We start from the raw sequence: 17,739 nt of genomic DNA, 5'->3' as shown, positions 1-17,739 counted from the left end.
GTTCACATCAATTGCTAAGTACAAGAGAGGTACAAAGCATTGAAGGTCGGACCATTATAGTTAAAGGAGTGGGATCATTGTTGATATCGATTAGCTTGTTAAGTTTATTAAGCTTCAGTTTAGTTTGGGCGGGTCGTAAGTTTAAGTCAGGTAAATTAATCCAGCAAATAGAAGGTAATTATGCGGTGGAGTCATCTGACAAACATGAGAAGCTCGCTGAACTAACCTGTCTAAGTTGTTATGTATTGGGAGCTGTATGCGCGCTACTAATGATAATTCTATTGGTGAACAATCAACATCAACTTGCTGCGATATTCAGTCTTTCAATGATTCTGACAGTCCCTAAAGTACTGTTCTTAATTTATGGTGTTTTTAAACTGATTTATTTTCATTAACTAGGAGTTTGGCAGATTGAACAATTGAGGAGGAAACGGATGCAGTATTTTCATCGACAATTATTAACGGATAAAGTAAACAAGCGCTGGTTTCAATTACTTATAGAACTAGAGCGAGAGCGAACAGTGTCCACCAAAGATTTAGCTAAAGCTGTTTCGTCAACAACAAGAACTATCATTAGTGATATTTCGAATATTAGAAATTATTTTGGTGAGTCTGTTCGAATTGATGTCACTAACATGGGGTATAGTTTTTTCGAAATTCATTCGGAAGAGTATATTCGCAAGAAAAAAAAATTACTTGATTTGGAACCGCTATTTGTTATTATTACAGCCATCTTTAATAATGAGTTGTTATCAGTTGGAGAGTGGTCTGACCATTTACATAAATCTGAAAGCACAATTTTACGAAATTTAAAGAAATTAGAAAAGATTGTCAATGCCTATCAGTTTGAGATCGAGTATTCTCCTGTCGCATTTAAAGGAAGTGAGCAAAATATCAGAAAGTTTTTTCTTTCATTTTTTTATGAGGCAGATGCCACTCCTCACACAGTGACGCCTAATATTATGATTCAAGAGATTGTTTTGGAGTTTTCAAAGATTTATAAATTGGAAACTCATTTAGCCATTCAGTTTTCAATGTTTTGTTACATTTTACTCATTAGTATTGAACGGTCTCAAGGAGGCAATCACATTCAAATACCTGAAATATTGAAGGGGGAACTGTTAAAGCATCATGAGAATTTTGATTTAAATACGCTTAAAGAAATTATTTTGGAGAAAACGGGCGAATTTTTATCAGATGAGGAATTATTGTATATCAAATTATTTTTGATTACCAATCGAAACATCGACTCTGTAGAAAGTGAAGCGGAGTTTGTTAATCGCTATTCTAATAAGTTAGTTCAGAGAATCGCTGAGGACTACATAAAGCAATGTACTGATTATGGTGTTAACGGTGTCGAAGCATTGGTTCATTCGTTCTTCACCTGCTGTTATTTAGAAATCCAACTGACCGAGCTACATGTTAGAAATCTCATAGACTGCACTCAATTTATGGATTCTTCACAATCTGAAATGTTTAATAAAAATGTCAATTTTCTGCAAGAACACCCATTATCCCGACAGTTATTCAGTGAGTCGATTATTAAGGATGTGGCTGCCAATTTGACTCTTTTCATGACAGCTATTGAGGCAAGTTATAAACGCCCCCCATTGAAAATTGCTTTTTTGTTAGAAGGCAATCACTATGTTTGTTTGCAAACCAAGGCCTATGCCAATCAATTATTAGCAGGGACTCATGAATTGTTTTTTCTGGATTCAATTTCTTTGAACGAAGATATTATTGAAGCTATTGGCGTGGATATCATCGTGACTAATTATTCTGAGTATATCAATGATTATGTTTTGAAAAGTGATTATTTACTCTTTCAAACAATTCCTATTGCAGACGATTGGAAAAGTTTATTAAAAAAAATATCATCCGCTTTGGCAGAGTCTTGAATGACATGACGTCCCATCATTTAGAAATCTCTGTCATTAAGCAAACAATTTCTTGCTTGGTGACAAAGATTTCCAAAAAGTATTGCGGAAAAAGGAGGAAAGGGCAAGTGTCCTTTTCCTCCTTTTTTGAGATTTTGCGACTATCAGTCGGATGCCTCAAGATTAACTTATCCTTTTTTCTCGTAGCGGAACATGTCGCTAACATCCACATTGAAGTATGTGGCTAAGCGAAAAGCCATTAAGAGGGAAGGAGCCTGAGTTTTTTTTTCCAAGAGAAAGATTGTTTGGCGACTGACACCAATGGCTTCTGCCAAATCTTTTTGAGACATTCTCTTTAACACACGGTACTCGTATACTTTATTGTAAATTGAATCAGTGAGTTCTTTTTCCATAAAATCTCCACCTACCTTTTTCTATAATTATACATACTGGGACACATTGTCTTATGGCGGACGAATTCGTCCTTTATATGTTTATCATACCTAATAGTATGTGCTAATGATAATCAACTTTTTCATACATCTATGAAGTTTTCAATATAAGGGGTATTTTGGAAATGAATTCAAATTAACAATTAGTGATAACTGGAGGTCATTAATGTTCTATATCTTTATGAGAAAAACTAAAAAACGCCTTAATTCCAGTAGGAATCGAGACGATTTTTAATGGTTATAATAAGAAAATTTTGTCCTGGCAGGCTTCAACAGTTTCTTGATCCCACAGTGAGACTTGAACTTCGCCAATATGGGCTTTTCCGAGTAATAGCATGCACATCCGACTCTGGCCAATGCCACCGCCGATGGTTAAGGGCAATTCGTTATTGGCCACTTGTTTATGGAAGTCAAAAGCCATTCGATCACTTGCGTTGGCTTTTTCCAATTGTGCAAGAAGCGCCTCGTCATCCACTCGAATTCCCATACTAGAGAGTTCCATGGCACAATTCAAGGGTTCATGCCAGAACAGTAAGTCACCATTAAGTGACCAGTCATCGTAGTCCGGAGCTCGGTTGTCATGAGGTTCGCCGCTCAGAAGGACATCCCCAATTTGCAAGATAAAGGTAGTCGGATGATTTTTAACATAGGCGTGCTCACGTTCTTTTGAATCCAAACCTGGAAACAAATCAGCCAACTCTTGACTGGTAATAAAAGAAATAGTGGTATCGATTTTGACATCAACACTTGGGTATTTCGTGTGAAGACGACTAGCTGTCTCAGCCATCGCATTCACAAGACCTTGGACTACTTGTTTTAAATAATCAAGCGTACGTTGTTCTCTGGTGATGACACGTTCCCAATCCCATTGATCCACGTATATCGAATGCAAGTTATCCAGTACTTCATCACGACGAATGGCATTCATATCAGCGTATAAGCCGTTGCCAGCATGGAAATCATACTGTTTAAGTGCCAAACGTTTCCACTTGGCTAAAGAATGAACGACTTCACCGTTGTCATTTAATGATGGAACATCAAATTGGACAGGTCGCTCGACACCGCTCAAGTTATCGTTTAAACCAGATTGCTGATTAACGAAGAGAGGGGCCGAAACTCGCTTAAGTTTTAAACTCCCTGTCATGGCCTCTTCAAAACATCTTTTAATAAAGCCAATGGCTGTTTGTGTATCATACACATTTAAAGCTGATTGGTAATTGTTAGGAACTATTGTCTTACTGATACGTCATGCACCTCATTCTAATTGTATTCTCATTATTTTACCACAAAACAGTCAAAAAAGTTACTCTATTTTATTTAAATCCTGTTCTATAACATATGATTAAATTTTCATCTGGACGAGGTCTTAGTTTTTTGTTACACTAACAAAACAGTGCAGATTACAAGTTGACGTAGGAACCATCTGAGATAGATGGGAACCTGCGTCTTTTTGTGTTCACTGATAAAAAGAATGGAGAATGACGATGAAGCGAGAGAAACGTTTACCACAAACAAACAAAGAAGGCCTATTATACGGGGTGATAATATGTGGTATCACCGCCTTTTTGATGGCTTCTTTTAATATTTATTTGCAACTTAAAACAGTCAATCTAGAATTAGTTATCACTGTTGCAAAGGCATTTCCTTTATTTTTCATTATTGCGTTATTGTTGGAAAATGTTGTTATGCACCGTCCTGTTCAAAAGTTAGTTGGAAAATTTACGGATAAAGAAGATAGTTTTAATGCCATTATTTTGTTTACTGTCTTGTTTACAGTGATTGGGATGTCCTTTAGTATGACGCTTATCGGCGATTTTATTGGGCATGGTTTTTTGATTGAGAGGGGGGGATTTGGGCGGTTTTTAACAGCATGGCCGCGAAATTTTGCCATTGTTTTATTTATCGAACTGGTTATCGTGCAGCCGCTTGCTCGCAAAGTGATGACAGTCAAACACTGCAGGGAATCTCTTTTATTTGAAGGAGAGGTCAGGGGATGATATGTAGGTAGGCATATAGCTTGATTTTAAAACGTCCATTAGATATCCTATTTATAACTATTATTATTTAATAATTTGAGTAATATAGAATAAACGACGAGGTGATATCTTTTGACAATGAATTTAGATAATACGAAAAATAATCTAACAACGGATGCTGGGGCGCCGATTGGTGATAATCAGAACTCAATGACGGCTGGTAATAGAGGTCCAGTACTGATCCAAGATGTGGCTTTGTTAGAGAAATTAGCACATTTTAACAGAGAACGTGTGCCTGAGCGAGTGGTTCATGCCAAAGGGGCCGGAGCTCATGGTTATTTTGAAGTGACCAAGGATTTGAGTCGTTATACAAAAGCTGATTTTCTTTCAGAAGTGGGCAAAAAGACGGATTTGTTTGCTCGTTTTTCGACTGTGGCAGGAGAAAGTGGTTCCTCTGATACACTGCGTGATCCGCGAGGCTTTGCAGTGAAGTTTTATACAGAAGAAGGGAATTATGATTTAGTTGGTAATAATACGCCGATTTTCTTCATCAGAGATGCGATTAAGTTTCCTGATTTTATCCACACCCAAAAACGTGATCCTCAAACTCATTTGAAAAATCATCGTGCAATTTGGGATTTTTGGTCCTTGTCACCAGAGTCCCTGCACCAAGTGACTATTTTAATGTCCGACCGTGGTATACCTGCAACATTGCGTCATATGCACGGGTTTGGCAGTCACACATTTAAATGGACCAATGCTGAAGGAGAAAGTGTCTGGGTGAAATATCACTTTAAAACGGAACAAGGCATTCAAAATCTAACTTCTGAAGTTGCTCAGGAGATTGATGGCAGTAATCCGGATCATCATACGGAAGATTTGTTTAATTCAATTGAGGAGGGCAATTATCCGGCGTGGACCTTAAAGGTACAGATTATGCCTTTAGAAGACGCGGATAAGTATCGTTTTAATCCTTTTGATGTAACTAAAGTATGGTCACAAAAAGATTATCCACTGATTGAAGTTGGTCGGATGGTTCTTAATCGTAATCCTAATAATTATTTTTCGGAAGTTGAGCAAGTGACTTTTACGCCAGGGAATATTGTACCAGGGATTGATTTTTCTCCTGATAAATTATTGCAAGGCCGTCTGTTTGCTTACGGTGATGCACATCGTCACCGGGTAGGCACCAATAGTCATTTATTGCCGATTAATCGTCCAAAAAATGAGGTTAATAATTATCATCGTGATGGCGCGATGCGTTCCGATAGTAATGGTGGCAGCTCAGTTTATTATGAACCAAACAGCCTGGGAGGGCCTACGGAGACACCTGTTAACAAGCAAGCAAGTTTTGAAATCTCCGGTATGGCTGATTCGGTTGCTTATAATGACAACGACCATTACACTCAAGCAGGCGATTTATACCGATTGCTTCCTGAGGATGAAAAAGCACGTTTGGTGGCAAACATTGTGGGCCATATGATGCCAGTTGCAGATGAGGCGATAAAGAAACGTCAAATCGCTCATTTCTTAAAAGCAGATCCGGATTATGGAGCTAGGATTGCGGCAGGATTGGGTATCGAGTTAACGTAAAAAAAGTGAGGCAACCCTTTATGGGACTGCCTCACTTTTTTAATTTCCTTGGAAATAGCCAATGCCATTGGTTTGGAATTGATAATCTAAGCTATCTCGTTCATCTTCTGTATCTAATCCTAAACCGACTCGGAATCGATGACTAATATATTCCACACTGTCAGGGAATAATTCAACCATACTAGCACCATCTAAATCGAAGGATTGCCAGTCAAACAAGTAGGAATTAAAAGAGTAGGATTCTTTGATGCCAGATTGAGCTAGGGAAAGCATTTCATCAAAGGAAAGGTTGGTTTGCATATTCTTGCCAACAGCCTTAATTATTTCTGAGTATTTGCTAAGTGAGCCAACGCTAGTGGCTTTGTCAGCAATCGCTTTAATCACCAATTGTTGACGCTCACCGCGCTTGATATCGTTATCTGAATGACGTGTACGTGCCAGAGCTAAAGCTTGTTCACCGTTTAAATGTTGCTTACCCTCTTTCAGAGTGACTTCGCCATTCCCTTCGGTATTCGTATCCGTAAACGTAATCGGTACCTCCACGTCGATGCCTCCTAGAGCATCAACAATACCTAAAAAGGATTGAAAATTAAAGGAAATATAGTGGTTAATAGGCACATTTAATAAGTTCTCAACAGCGTCAATAGAGGCTTCTTCTTGGCCATAGGTGTAGGCGGCATTTATTTTGTCTTTTCCGTAAAAATCGTCTGAAAAAATATCAGTATAAGTATCTCTTGGAATACTTACCATATTAATAGCATGTTTTTTTGTATCAATGGTTAAGTACAGAAGGGCATCCGTTCGTGCACTTCCTAATTGTCGAATAGAATCATCATCTAGCCCCATTACTAGTAATGAAATAACGCCATCAATCGGTTTTACAGCAATTTCCTTACCGTCTTTAGTAATCGTATTTTTGGTTTGTTTTAATTCTTTGTAAGAATTATCGACGGCTGATTTAGCATCAACGTAAATCTTAGTCCCATAAGCCACGCCTCCTAAAAGTAAAAAGGCTAAAATAACGAGTAAAGGTGTATAATTTCGTTTTCGTTTTTGATGACGATCAATTCTTGTCGGGGCGTCCGACGTTCGTTTTCGTTGTTTTCTCATTTAATATTATCCCCCATACTAAAAGTCTATTGGTATTTTATCATGGAATTGTAAAATAATAAAATAATATCCTGAAGGTTAATAAAAAAACAAGATATGATAAATCAATTTACGAGTAGTAAGCAAGGTGGATATCTATAAGCACTTATTAAAAGTGTGTGAACGTGCCATTTAATGAACGATATTACAGATGATATAGATTCCACTAAAACAATGGTAATGTGTGACAAAAGGTTGAACAATCAAATAAAACCAACTATAGTTAATGCGTAATCACTCGATAGGTCACCTATAACGAATGAGCTTCTTTTATCGAAGTAGGGGAGTGAACGATCATAGACGGAATTAAAGTCAGGAGAAACATTAAAAATAAAGAACTGACAGCGCATTTTGTAAAGACAGTACTTACAAAAATCTGCAGTATTCAAAGAAATGTAAAAAGTGTTTATCGTGTTGCAACAACAACGTCAAAGTCTTCAGATTCTTTTTATGCTACTTATTCTTTTTATGACAAACCCAATGATCAAATTAGTGTAAGAACCCATTATAGAACAAGTAAATCTGCAACAATTAATCAAGCTTTTTGCTTTTTCCGATATGAGAGCTTGAGAAAGTTAAGTGTAGCAACCAAGAGGATCAGAAGGCACGTCAAACAAAATAGCTAACCAATAAAACCAAACCAAGGTTAAGCAGCTGGGTTTATTCGTTATTTCAACAAAATAGGTAAAAATGTTAGAACATCGAAGGCAATGTGGACAATTAATGTGACCCAAACCGAATCAGTTTTCTTAAACAGATAATTAAGTACAAGGCGACTTGGTAATATGGTGACGATACATTGCATTAAATTGAAGTCATAAGAGGTAAGGTGCCAAATGGCAAAGAGAAATCCGCAAAATAAGGAAGCTTGCCAAAATTTCCAGTTTAATTTTTTCCATGCACCATATAAAATACCAATAGATAATAGTTCTTCACCGAATAACATAAAAGGGACATTGGCTATGACATAACCCCATGATAATGAGTCGTTAATGCTGTTTGCTGCTAACTTACCAGCAACAGATGTCCAAATTGTACCGGATAACATACTAACTAAGAGTAACAGTGGAATTCCGACGATGACCCATTTAATATTAAAATGGTTAAACCAGTCCCAAAATTCCTCTTTAATAATTAAATAAATTAAAATCCCCATGGCAATCGCATTAAACCCACTGCCCAAAACTTTTATTATGGAAGCGAAAGAGGGGCTAGAATTGTTAGCAATGACACCTAAGAATTGGAAAAGAAGGCCTACAATAATGCCGCTAAGGATTAGTAAACAGCCTTGTTTGTGATTAGTTAGAGTTTTCTTCATGTGATAACCTCCTACAGAATGTGTTGACATTGATAAAGTTAGCATCACCGACCGTTGCTTTAACAATCATACTGTCAATTATTTTAGTGATAACTCATAGTATATATTTATTTCTAAAAATAACAATATTTTCTTTAGAGTTTTGGCTATAAAGTTTGTGATGTAAACTATGTGTTAGATAACCTGAAGATAAAACGAGAACGTTATATGTCTGCTTCTAAAGTTATTTTGATTGAAATTGAATCAAAGGTTTGGTATGATTTTCTAAAATTAATTGTTAGGCTAGGTGTAAGAATGATCAGGATAAGATTAGCAAACGAATGTGATGCAGAAGAGTTATTAAAGATCTATCAGCCCTATGTGACTGACACAACGATTTCTTTTGAATATAAAGTACCATCACTCACTGAATTTCGACAAAGGATTACCTCAACGCTGGAAGACTATCCTTTTTTAGTAGCAGAAAATCAATCTGGGAATCTGCTTGGTTACGCCTATGCTCACGCTTATAATAACAGACCAGGCTATGCATGGACAGCAGAGGCGACCATTTATTTAGCGACAGAAGCAAAGGGGAAAGGTGTCGGTAGTAAGTTATATAGACATTTAGAAAAAGAAGTCATCGAGCAAAATATTTTCTACTTAGTTGCGTGCATTACAGGTGATAATCACGCCAGCCAAGTATTTCATAAAAAACTTGGATATCAACAGGTCGCTAAATTTCAGCAATTTGCTTATAAATTAGGCAATTGGTACGACATTGTTTGGATGCAAAAGCGATTGGCCAAGCCATCGAAAGAACCTTTACCTATGATTCCTTATTCAAAGCTATAAAAAAAAGCCAGTAAAAGCGCTGGCTTATTTTTTATATTATGATTGTTGTTTCATATAAGAGATAATCCGTGTGACATCATTCTGATGGTATTCAGTACTCGTCAGTTCGATTAGAGAGTTGGTCGGGATTGAGCCCGTATCAAACTTTTTCACTAACTCAGGTAAAACGACAATAAGGTCGGTACCTTGATTCATGATTTCCTGAGGATTACTTTCGGTTTGATCAAAATCAAAGTGCCAATCTAATTGATTGGTGACAATCTGATTCTTAACAGCTTGCACTAGTTTTTTATTATTACCAACACCAAAAAGCGCGGAAATCAAATTTTGTTTATTCGCACCAAGTTGACCACCGAAAAGTGGTGTAGGTCCGTAAATTAAAATACCATGTTTCATATCAGCAACTCCTTTTAAATTATCTATGTCATTATAACATAGGATGTAAGTCATGACCTGTCTATGCTTAGTTATTTAAAGCGTTTTTAATTGGCAAGCATTTATTCGAACTAAAAAAATAATGTCCTCTCCTCTTCTTCCTTATTTTATGCTAAAATAAGGAAGAAGAGGGAGAACATTAGCTTGTTTTAACGCGGCCTAAGGGAATCGAACCCCTGTCTCAAGAACCGGAATCTTACGTGATATCCACTACACTAAGGCCGCAAGCACATAGATTAGTTTACCTAATTATGAAGGAAATAGCAAGTGTATTTTTATAATATTCTCTTTTACTGATAGAAAGAAGTGGAAAACATGCAATTTAATCAAAATTTGAACCAACAGCAAAAACAAATTCAAAAGATGGCGATGACTCAGCAACTACAGCAATCTATTCAAATGCTTCAATATAATACAGATGATTTGCGTGCCTTTTTAGAAAGTAAAGCATTGGAAAATCCGCTAATCGATGTAAAAGTTGAAAGCGACTACGCCGATTCGCCGATTCGTTCGTCATCAAAAAGTAGCTATGATGGCCAGGAAACAAGTTATATAAATCAAATTCCGGATAAAGGCATGTCCCTGTTTGAATCACTTTTAGCTCAAATTCATCTGAACTATCGGGATACCTATTTGAGACAATTAATTATTTTCTTTACAGAGTACGTGGATGTTAATGGATATTTAACCATCACCCTAGAAGAAGCGATTCGCCAAACAGGTGCAGAATACATTCAAATGCTAGACGCATTAACTTTATTGCAGCAGTTAGATCCCGCAGGTGTGGGGGCGCGGGACTTACAGGAATGTCTATTGTTGCAAATTGAGCGAGATAATGAAGCACCGCCTTTGGCTTATGTAGTTATAGAAGAGGAGTTTGAAAACTTCGCCAATCGTAAATGGAAAGAAGTGGCAAATCGATATTCGGTTGATTTACAGACCATTCAAGAGATACATGATTATATTCAGACATTGAGTCCTTTTCCAGGAGCAGCCTTCGGAGAATCAACAGATCATTATATTAATCCTGATTTACTAGTAAATGTCAAAGATGAGTCTATCGAAGTACTATCAACTCGCAGTGGTGCTCCGATTATTGAATTTCAGCAAAGCTATTTTGATAAAATGGCTGAAACGGGTGATCGGGAAGTCAAACAGTATATTAAAGAAAAAAAAGCTGAGTTTGACTGGATTAAACGCAGTGTTACACAGCGTGGAGATACCATCTTGCGAGTTGGGACAGAAATAGTCACTCGCCAAGCGCCTTTTTTCTTTGACACAGAGCGACCATTAAAACCAATGACATTGAAAGAAATTGCTGAAGAGTTAGAAATTCACGAGTCGACGGTCAGCCGAGCTGTTAACGGAAAATACTTGCAAACGAAGTTTGGAGTGTTTGAACTACGGTCGTTCTTTACGACAGGTTTAAGTCAAAACAGTGAGGGAGAGGATGTTTCGGCAGCAGACGTTCAAACCAGAATTAAGCAATTGGTGGAAAATGAAAATAAGGCGAAACCTTTATCCGATCAAAAAATAGTTGATATTTTGACAGCTGAAGATGTTGAGATATCTCGCAGGACGGTGGCTAAGTACCGAGATCTTTTAGGGATTGCTGCTTCCAGCAAGCGCAAACGGTATGATTGAGGGGAAATTGTAAATTGGACAAAAGGTTATTTTTAGTTTGAATTAAAAGAGTTAAGTTTTAGAAGACGAACAATCGATTAATGGGTTGTTCGCTTTTTTTAATAAAACTAGAAAAAAACGAGTATTTATAAGGAAGTAATGTAACAATGACTAAACTGTCACAAACTTTAACTAGTTATAGTGAGGTAATCGTTCGATTAACAGTGGAAAATCACTGACAATAATTTCACAAGACTTGTGAAGAATGGGTGAAGGGTAATCAATTAAACTGTTTTTTACTTGCTAAACTTTTTTTTTGGTGTTACACTATCCTTGTAAGTTGATAGAGACGAAAATGTAATAATATATTACTTGATTTCGGTTTTATCGTTTTTTTTGGAATCGATGGGTCGCCAAACGACGCACTTGGTCATTTTAAGTCCAACGAAGGAGTCCAACAATGGAAAACCAATTAGAACTAATTGAAAAAATAGCTCCAGACCTTATGGATCTCGTTCAAGAACGCTTTACGATTCTGCGCAATATCAATTGGATGTCTCCAGTTGGCAGACGGACGTTAGCGATGAAGATGGACATGACTGAACGAGTTTTGCGGACGGAAACTGATTTGCTTAAAAGCTTACGTTTGATAGAAACATCTAAAAGTGGCATGACCCTTACAACAGAGGGTGAAAAGGTAATGGTTGGATTAGAGTCCTTAATGGGCAAATATTCAGGCATGAAACAAAAAGAGCGGAAATTAGCGGAATACTTTGGTGTTGAAAAATGCATCATTGTAGCTGGTGACAGTGACGATGAAAGTAAAGTATTAGCAAGTTTTGGTCAGATTATCTCTGAATCTTTGAGTACCTTGTTACCTGATAAGGAAAATGTGATTGCTGTAATGGGTGGCACAACGATGGCAGCTGTAGCAGAAAACATGACAATGTTAGATCATAACATTCGTAATAATGTGTTTGTACCTGCCCGTGGCGGTATCGGAGAAACGGTCGACATTCAAGCGAACTCAGTCAGTGCTATGATGGCTTCAAAGACCGGCGGCACTTCCCGCCCCTTATACGTGCCGGAGCGAGTTAGCCATGAGACATACCAGAGCTTGTTGCAAGAACCTTTTGTTCAACAGGTGTTGGGTTTAATTAATGAATCTACTTGTGTGATTCACAGTATTGGAAGAGCGCTACATATGGCAGCTAGAAGAGGGATGAGCGAACAAGAATTGGTCATGCTTAAAAACAGCGGTGCCGTGGCAGAATCTTTTGGGTATTTTTTTGATGAAGACGGCAAAGTCGTCTACAAAATACCACGAATTGGCTTACAATTAAAAGATTTGGAGAAAGTTCCCTATATCTTAGCCGTAGCCGGTGGGAAATCAAAAGCCAAAGCGATTCACTCTTATATGAAGCATGCTCCCCAGCAAACGTGGTTAATCACCGACGAAGGGGCAGCAAATGAAATGTTAAAGTCAATTAATCTTGACTGAAACACTAACTAAATGATTTTAAAAGGGTTCGCCCTTTAAAATAAATAATTTTTCGATTTTCTAAAGGAGGAAATCTCGCATGACAGTTAAAGTAGGTATTAATGGATTTGGACGTATTGGGCGCTTAGCATTCCGCCGTATTCAAGAAGTAGAAGGTATTGAAGTAGTAGCAATCAACGATTTAACAGATTCAAAAATGTTGGCTCATTTATTAAAATATGACACTACACAAGGCCGTTTCAATGGTGAAGTAGAAGTTCATGATGGTTATTTCAATGTTAACGGTAAAGAAGTAAAAGTATTAGCTAACCGTAACCCAGAAGAATTACCATGGGGCGACTTAGGCGTTGAAATCGTATTAGAATGTACTGGTTTCTTCACTTCTAAAGAGGGTGCTGAAAAACATCTTAAGGGTGGCGCTAAACGTGTTGTAATTTCTGCTCCTGGTGGAAATGATGTACCAACAATCGTTTACAATACTAACCATGATATCTTAACAGGTAAAGAAACAGTTATCTCTGGTGCTTCATGTACGACTAACTGTTTAGCTCCTATGGCTGACGTATTAAACAAAGAATTTGGTATCGCTGAAGGTTTAATGACGACTATCCATGCTTACACAGGTGACCAAATGACTCTTGATGGACCTCACCCTGGTGGAGACTTCCGTCGTGCGCGCGCGGCTGCTGAAAACATCACGCCAAATACAACTGGTGCTGCTAAAGCAATCGGTTTAGTAATCCCAGAATTAAATGGTAAATTAGATGGAGCTGCTCAACGTGTTCCTGTGGCAACTGGTTCTTTAACAGAATTAGTCACAATTTTAGACAAAAAAGTAACAGTTGACGAAGTTAACGCAGCAATGAAAGCAGCAGCTAACGAATCTTATGGTTACACTGCAGATCCGATTGTTTCTTCAGACGTTGTAGGTATGACGTTTGGTTCTTTATTCGACGAAACACAAACTAAAGTAATGACAGTTGGCGATAATCAATTAGTTAAAACTGTTGCTTGGTACGACAATGAAATGTCATACACTGCACAATTAGTTCGTACTTTAGAATACTTTGCTAAATTAGGTTAATTAGAACTTAGGTTTGAATGACTGAACAGATAAGCGGGGAAGCATCGCGCTTCCCCGCTTATTTATATGGATGGCGTCTGACGTGTTATGCGTTAGTAAATTCAATTCATTTTAGATTCACAACTACTAGGAGGTTAGCTTCATGGCTAAAATTACTGTCAAAGATTTAGAATTAAACGATAAAAAGGTATTAGTCCGCGTTGACTTTAACGTTCCATTAAAAGATGGCGTTATTACAGATGATAATCGGATTGCCGCTGCATTACCAACGATTGAATACATCCTTGATAATGGTGGGAAAGCAATTCTATTTTCACATTTAGGTCGCGTTAAAGAAGAAGCCGACAAAGAAGGCAAATCATTGCGTCCAGTTGCCACTCGTCTAAGTGAATTACTAGGCAAAGAAGTTATTTTTGTCCCTGAAACACGAGGTCAGGTTTTAGAAACGGCAATCAACGATTTAAAAGCTGGTGAAGTTTTACTTGTTGAAAATACCCGTTTTGAAGACATCGATGGTAAAAAAGAATCAAAGAATGATGCTGATTTAGGCAAATATTGGGCTTCTCTTGGAGATGACATTTTTGTAAATGACGCTTTCGGAACTGCTCACCGCGCTCATGCCTCAAACGTTGGGATCTCATCAAACGTTTCTCAAGCAGCTGCTGGATTCTTAATGGAAAATGAAATCAAATTTATTAAAGAAGCGGTTGAAGCGCCTGTTCGTCCCTTTGTGGCAATTTTAGGCGGGTCAAAAGTATCGGATAAAATTGGTGTGATTGAAAACCTACTTGAAAAAGCTGACAAAGTGATTGTTGGTGGCGGAATGACTTACACGTTTTACGCTGCTAAAGGAATCGAAATCGGTGATTCATTAGTTGAATTAGATAAAGTTGAATTAGCAAAATCTCTCATTGAAAAAGCTGGCGATAAACTTGTGTTACCAGTCGATTCAATTGAAGCAAATGCTTTTGCTGGCTATACTGAATTAAAAGCAACTGAAGGCGAAGCAATCGATAAAGGGTTCTTGGGTCTGGATATTGGTCCCAAAACAATTGAATTGTTTGAATCAGTGATTGATGGCGCTAAAACTGTTGTTTGGAACGGTCCAATGGGCGTGTTTGAAAACGAAGATTTTGCTAAAGGAACAATCGCTGTGATGGATGCTATTGCTGCTCAAGAAGGGGCAACATCAATCATTGGTGGTGGCGATTCAGCTGCAGCAGCTATTAACTTGGGCCGTGCGGATAAATTCTCATGGATCTCAACAGGTGGCGGAGCTTCTCTAGAGTTACTAGAAGGCAAAGAGTTACCAGGATTAACAGCTTTAACAGAAAAATAAAACAGATGATATTGGAGGTGCATTGAGCTATTTCAATGCCCCTTTGATAAGTCAAACAATAGAAGGAGTTACTACCCATGCGTAAACCAATTATTGCAGGAAACTGGAAAATGAACAAAACGGCTGATGAAGCCTTCACTTTTATTGAAGAAGTTAAAAACAATATTCCCGCTAATTCAGCTGTGGATTCAGTTGTAGGCTCACCAGCTTTATTTTTACAAGGCTTAGCTGAAGCGACTAAAGGAACCGAATTAAAAATTTCAGCTCAAAACTGTTACTTCGAAAACGCTGGCGCTTTTACTGGTGAAAATTCACCAGCAGCAATTGCTGATTTAGGTGTTCAATACGTTATCATCGGTCATTCTGAGCGTCGTGAGTTTTTCCACGAAACAGATGAAGATGTTAATAAAAAAGCTAAAGCGATTATTACCAATGGCATGACACCAATTGTTTGTTGTGGTGAAACATTAGAACAGCGTGAAGCTGGCGAAACTGAAGGCTGGATTAAAGGCCAAGTTGAAAATGCATTAGATGGTTTAACGAATGACCAAGTCGCTAATTTAGTCGTTGCGTACGAACCTATTTGGGCGATTGGAACGGGTAAATCGTCATCAGCTACAGATGCTGACGAAACATGTTTTGTTGTCCGTAAAACGATTGCTGATAAATTCGGCGCTGACACAGCTAACAAAGTTCGTATCCAATACGGCGGTAGCGTAAAACCAGAAAATATTAAAGAATACATGGCACAAGAAAATATCGATGGAGCATTAGTAGGTGGCGCAAGTCTTGAGCCAAAATCTTTCTTAGCTTTATTGGAGGCTGTTAAATAGTATGAGTAAAGCACCTGTCGCGATTATTATCTTAGACGGTTTTGGCCAACGGGAAGAAACCGTTGGCAATGCTGTCGCACAAGCGAATAAACCTAATTTTGATCGTTACTACAATGAATTTCCACATGCTACAATGAAGGCAGCTGGCTTAGATGTTGGGTTACCTGAAGGACAAATGGGGAACTCAGAAGTAGGTCACACAAACATTGGTGGCGGACGTATCGTGTATCAAAGTCTAACTAGAATCGATAAAGCCATTTCAGATGGTGAATTCCAAAAAAATGACATTTTGAACAGTGCAATGACTTATGCCATTGAAAATAACTCAGCCTTACATTTATTTGGTCTATTATCGGATGGTGGGGTTCACAGTCATCAAAACCATTTATATGCTCTTTTAGAAACAGCTAAAGCCAAAGGTGTTAAAGAAACTTACGTTCATGCGTTCTTAGATGGTCGTGACGTTGCCCCGACATCAGGTGCTGGATTTATGAAAGAATTGGTTGCTAAAATGGCAGAGATAAACTACGGCCAAGTAGCGACTGTATCAGGTCGTTTCTACGCAATGGATCGTGACAAACGTTGGGAACGTGTTGAAAAAGCTTATAATGCTTTAGTTTTAGGTGAAGGCGTAAAAGCAACTGACCCTGTTGAAGCAATTGAAGCCTCATATGCTGAAGGTATTAATGATGAATTTGTTTTACCAACAGTGATTGAGAAAGACGGCAAACCAGTGGCGACTGTCAAAGAGAATGACGCTGTTATTTTCTTTAACTTCCGACCGGATCGGGCGATTCAATTATCAAATGCGTTCACTGACCTTGAGTGGGAACATTTTGAGCGTCAAAATCATCCAACAAATGTTAAATTTGTGACGATGACGCTTTACAATCCAAGTATTGTGGCAGAAGTCGCTTATCCACCGATGGAAATGAAGAATGTGATTGGTGAAGTTTTATCAAATCACGGCTTAAAACAGTTGCGGATTGCTGAAACTGAAAAATACCCTCATGTTACCTTCTTTATGAATGGTGGTCGTAATGAAGAATTTGAAGGTGAAAGCCGTATTTTAATCAACTCACCAAAAGTTGAAACATACGATTTAAAACCTGAAATGAGTGCTTACGAAGTGACAGATGCTCTAGTTGCTTCAATCGAAGCAGATGAAAATGATGCGATTATCCTAAACTTTGCTAACCCTGATATGGTAGGTCACTCCGGAATGCTAGAGCCGACAATAAAAGCCATTGAAGCCGTAGATGAAAACTTAGGACGAGTTGTTGATGCAATTTTAGCTAAAGGCGGTTCTGCAATAATCTTTGCTGACCACGGTAATTCAGAAACGATGTCCACACCTGAAGGCAATCCACATACAGCACATACAACAGTACCAGTCCCTGTAATTGTCACTAAAAAAGGAGTAACATTGCGCACTGACGGCCGTCTAGCAGATGTGGCACCAACAATGCTAGATTTACTGAACATAGAAAAACCTGCCGAAATGACAGGCGAATCGTTAATAGTTAAGTAAAAAAGACAAAAAATTAGCAGTATAAATTGCAACTTACGCCAAAACGTATTATGATGAAACTACGGTAGCAATACCTTAGAATAAAAAAACAACATGAAATGGAGAGCCATTACCCTTGTTGCTTTAGCAACTTAGGAGTAAGGGACATCGAAATGTTGTAAAAGCCCTAAGGAATCAAAAAATAAGATACTACG

General features: G+C 37.9%; 16 protein-coding genes and 1 tRNA gene. 11 read left to right on the top strand and 6 right to left on the bottom strand.

What is annotated here, in order from left to right:
- Both RWN13_RS23015 and RWN13_RS23010 read left to right on the top strand, forming a co-directional pair.
- A partial coding sequence (locus tag RWN13_RS23015) for a hypothetical protein (protein ID WP_314068469.1) occupies positions 1–395 on the top strand: 395 nt, incomplete at its 5' end.
- A gap of 39 nt (positions 396–434) precedes the next feature.
- Positions 435–1,898: a helix-turn-helix domain-containing protein gene (locus RWN13_RS23010; RefSeq protein ID WP_314068467.1), complete on the top strand. Its 1,464-nt coding sequence runs from the start codon at positions 435–437 to the stop codon at positions 1,896–1,898.
- Positions 1,899–2,065: 167 nt separating this feature from the next.
- Here the strand turns inward: RWN13_RS23010 and RWN13_RS23005 are convergent, their stop codons facing one another.
- Entirely contained in the window at positions 2,066–2,290 is a 225-nt protein-coding gene (locus RWN13_RS23005; RefSeq protein ID WP_314068465.1) for a helix-turn-helix transcriptional regulator, read from the bottom strand.
- A 277-nt stretch (positions 2,291–2,567) separates the two neighbouring features.
- The gene (gene asnA, locus RWN13_RS23000; protein ID WP_314068473.1) at positions 2,568–3,572 is read right to left on the bottom strand and encodes an aspartate--ammonia ligase; all 1,005 of its coding nucleotides are present in this window, start codon (positions 3,570–3,572) and stop codon (positions 2,568–2,570) included.
- Positions 3,573–3,813: 241 nt separating this feature from the next.
- Here asnA and RWN13_RS22995 point away from each other — a divergent pair, with 241 nt between their 5' ends.
- Positions 3,814–4,326, top strand: a complete 513-nt coding sequence (locus RWN13_RS22995; RefSeq protein ID WP_314068463.1) for a DUF2798 domain-containing protein — start codon at positions 3,814–3,816, stop codon at positions 4,324–4,326.
- A gap of 117 nt (positions 4,327–4,443) precedes the next feature.
- Entirely contained in the window at positions 4,444–5,898 is a 1,455-nt protein-coding gene (locus RWN13_RS22990) for a catalase (RefSeq protein WP_314068471.1), read from the top strand.
- 39 nt (positions 5,899–5,937) lie between these two features.
- Here the strand turns inward: RWN13_RS22990 and RWN13_RS22985 are convergent, their stop codons facing one another.
- Together RWN13_RS22985 and RWN13_RS22980 are read right to left on the bottom strand one after the other, a co-directional pair.
- Positions 5,938–7,008: an LCP family protein gene (locus RWN13_RS22985; RefSeq protein WP_314068461.1), complete on the bottom strand. Its 1,071-nt coding sequence runs from the start codon at positions 7,006–7,008 to the stop codon at positions 5,938–5,940.
- A 706-nt stretch (positions 7,009–7,714) separates the two neighbouring features.
- On the bottom strand, positions 7,715–8,365 hold the full coding sequence (locus RWN13_RS22980; RefSeq protein ID WP_314068459.1) for a type II CAAX endopeptidase family protein: 651 nt from the start codon (positions 8,363–8,365) through the stop codon (positions 7,715–7,717).
- Between the two features lie 207 nt (positions 8,366–8,572).
- On the opposite strand from RWN13_RS22980, the gene RWN13_RS22975 reads away from it, so the two are divergent.
- Entirely contained in the window at positions 8,573–9,199 is a 627-nt protein-coding gene (locus RWN13_RS22975; RefSeq protein WP_314068457.1) for a GNAT family N-acetyltransferase, read from the top strand.
- 36 nt (positions 9,200–9,235) lie between these two features.
- Here the strand turns inward: RWN13_RS22975 and RWN13_RS22970 are convergent, their stop codons facing one another.
- A complete protein-coding gene (locus tag RWN13_RS22970; RefSeq protein WP_314068455.1) occupies positions 9,236–9,595 on the bottom strand; it encodes a hypothetical protein in 360 nt (119 codons plus the stop codon).
- Positions 9,596–9,787: 192 nt separating this feature from the next.
- Positions 9,788–9,859, bottom strand: a tRNA-Arg gene (locus RWN13_RS22965).
- Between the two features lie 90 nt (positions 9,860–9,949).
- Between RWN13_RS22965 and rpoN the strand changes: the two genes are divergently transcribed.
- From rpoN to gpmI, 6 genes are all read left to right on the top strand, one after another.
- Entirely contained in the window at positions 9,950–11,278 is a 1,329-nt protein-coding gene (gene rpoN, locus RWN13_RS22960) for an RNA polymerase factor sigma-54 (protein WP_314068454.1), read from the top strand.
- A 439-nt stretch (positions 11,279–11,717) separates the two neighbouring features.
- A complete protein-coding gene (locus RWN13_RS22955) occupies positions 11,718–12,758 on the top strand; it encodes a sugar-binding domain-containing protein (protein ID WP_314068452.1) in 1,041 nt (346 codons plus the stop codon).
- A gap of 79 nt (positions 12,759–12,837) precedes the next feature.
- Positions 12,838–13,842 (top strand): type I glyceraldehyde-3-phosphate dehydrogenase, encoded by a 1,005-nt coding sequence (gene gap, locus RWN13_RS22950; protein ID WP_314068447.1) that lies wholly within the window; start codon positions 12,838–12,840, stop codon positions 13,840–13,842.
- 142 nt (positions 13,843–13,984) lie between these two features.
- Complete coding sequence (locus RWN13_RS22945) at positions 13,985–15,181, top strand: phosphoglycerate kinase (protein WP_314068445.1); 1,197 nt, start codon at positions 13,985–13,987, stop codon at positions 15,179–15,181.
- A gap of 77 nt (positions 15,182–15,258) precedes the next feature.
- On the top strand, positions 15,259–16,014 hold the full coding sequence (gene tpiA / locus RWN13_RS22940) for a triose-phosphate isomerase (protein WP_314068444.1): 756 nt from the start codon (positions 15,259–15,261) through the stop codon (positions 16,012–16,014).
- A gap of 1 nt (position 16,015) precedes the next feature.
- Complete coding sequence (gene gpmI, locus RWN13_RS22935) at positions 16,016–17,545, top strand: 2,3-bisphosphoglycerate-independent phosphoglycerate mutase (RefSeq protein WP_314068443.1); 1,530 nt, start codon at positions 16,016–16,018, stop codon at positions 17,543–17,545.
- Positions 17,546–17,739: the final 194 nt, after the last annotated feature.

Source organism: uncultured Vagococcus sp., assembly GCF_963518325.1.
In the GTDB taxonomy this organism is placed as follows: Bacteria; Bacillota; Bacilli; order Lactobacillales; family Vagococcaceae; genus Vagococcus_D.
This window is presented reverse-complemented; position numbering and strand designations above follow the sequence as displayed.

Coding starts and splice junctions, on each gene's coding strand:
- RWN13_RS23010 (WP_314068467.1), top strand. CDS start 435: ATGCAGTATTTTCATCGACAATTATTAACGGATAAAGTAAACAAGCGC.
- RWN13_RS23005 (WP_314068465.1), bottom strand. CDS start 2,290: ATGGAAAAAGAACTCACTGATTCAATTTACAATAAAGTATACGAGTAC.
- RWN13_RS22995 (WP_314068463.1), top strand. CDS start 3,814: ATGAAGCGAGAGAAACGTTTACCACAAACAAACAAAGAAGGCCTATTA.
- RWN13_RS22990 (WP_314068471.1), top strand. CDS start 4,444: ATGAATTTAGATAATACGAAAAATAATCTAACAACGGATGCTGGGGCG.
- RWN13_RS22985 (WP_314068461.1), bottom strand. CDS start 7,008: ATGAGAAAACAACGAAAACGAACGTCGGACGCCCCGACAAGAATTGAT.
- RWN13_RS22980 (WP_314068459.1), bottom strand. CDS start 8,365: ATGAAGAAAACTCTAACTAATCACAAACAAGGCTGTTTACTAATCCTT.
- RWN13_RS22975 (WP_314068457.1), top strand. CDS start 8,573: ATGTCTGCTTCTAAAGTTATTTTGATTGAAATTGAATCAAAGGTTTGG.
- RWN13_RS22970 (WP_314068455.1), bottom strand. CDS start 9,595: ATGAAACATGGTATTTTAATTTACGGACCTACACCACTTTTCGGTGGT.
- rpoN (WP_314068454.1), top strand. CDS start 9,950: ATGCAATTTAATCAAAATTTGAACCAACAGCAAAAACAAATTCAAAAG.
- RWN13_RS22955 (WP_314068452.1), top strand. CDS start 11,718: ATGGAAAACCAATTAGAACTAATTGAAAAAATAGCTCCAGACCTTATG.
- gap (WP_314068447.1), top strand. CDS start 12,838: ATGACAGTTAAAGTAGGTATTAATGGATTTGGACGTATTGGGCGCTTA.
- RWN13_RS22945 (WP_314068445.1), top strand. CDS start 13,985: ATGGCTAAAATTACTGTCAAAGATTTAGAATTAAACGATAAAAAGGTA.
- tpiA (WP_314068444.1), top strand. CDS start 15,259: ATGCGTAAACCAATTATTGCAGGAAACTGGAAAATGAACAAAACGGCT.
- gpmI (WP_314068443.1), top strand. CDS start 16,016: ATGAGTAAAGCACCTGTCGCGATTATTATCTTAGACGGTTTTGGCCAA.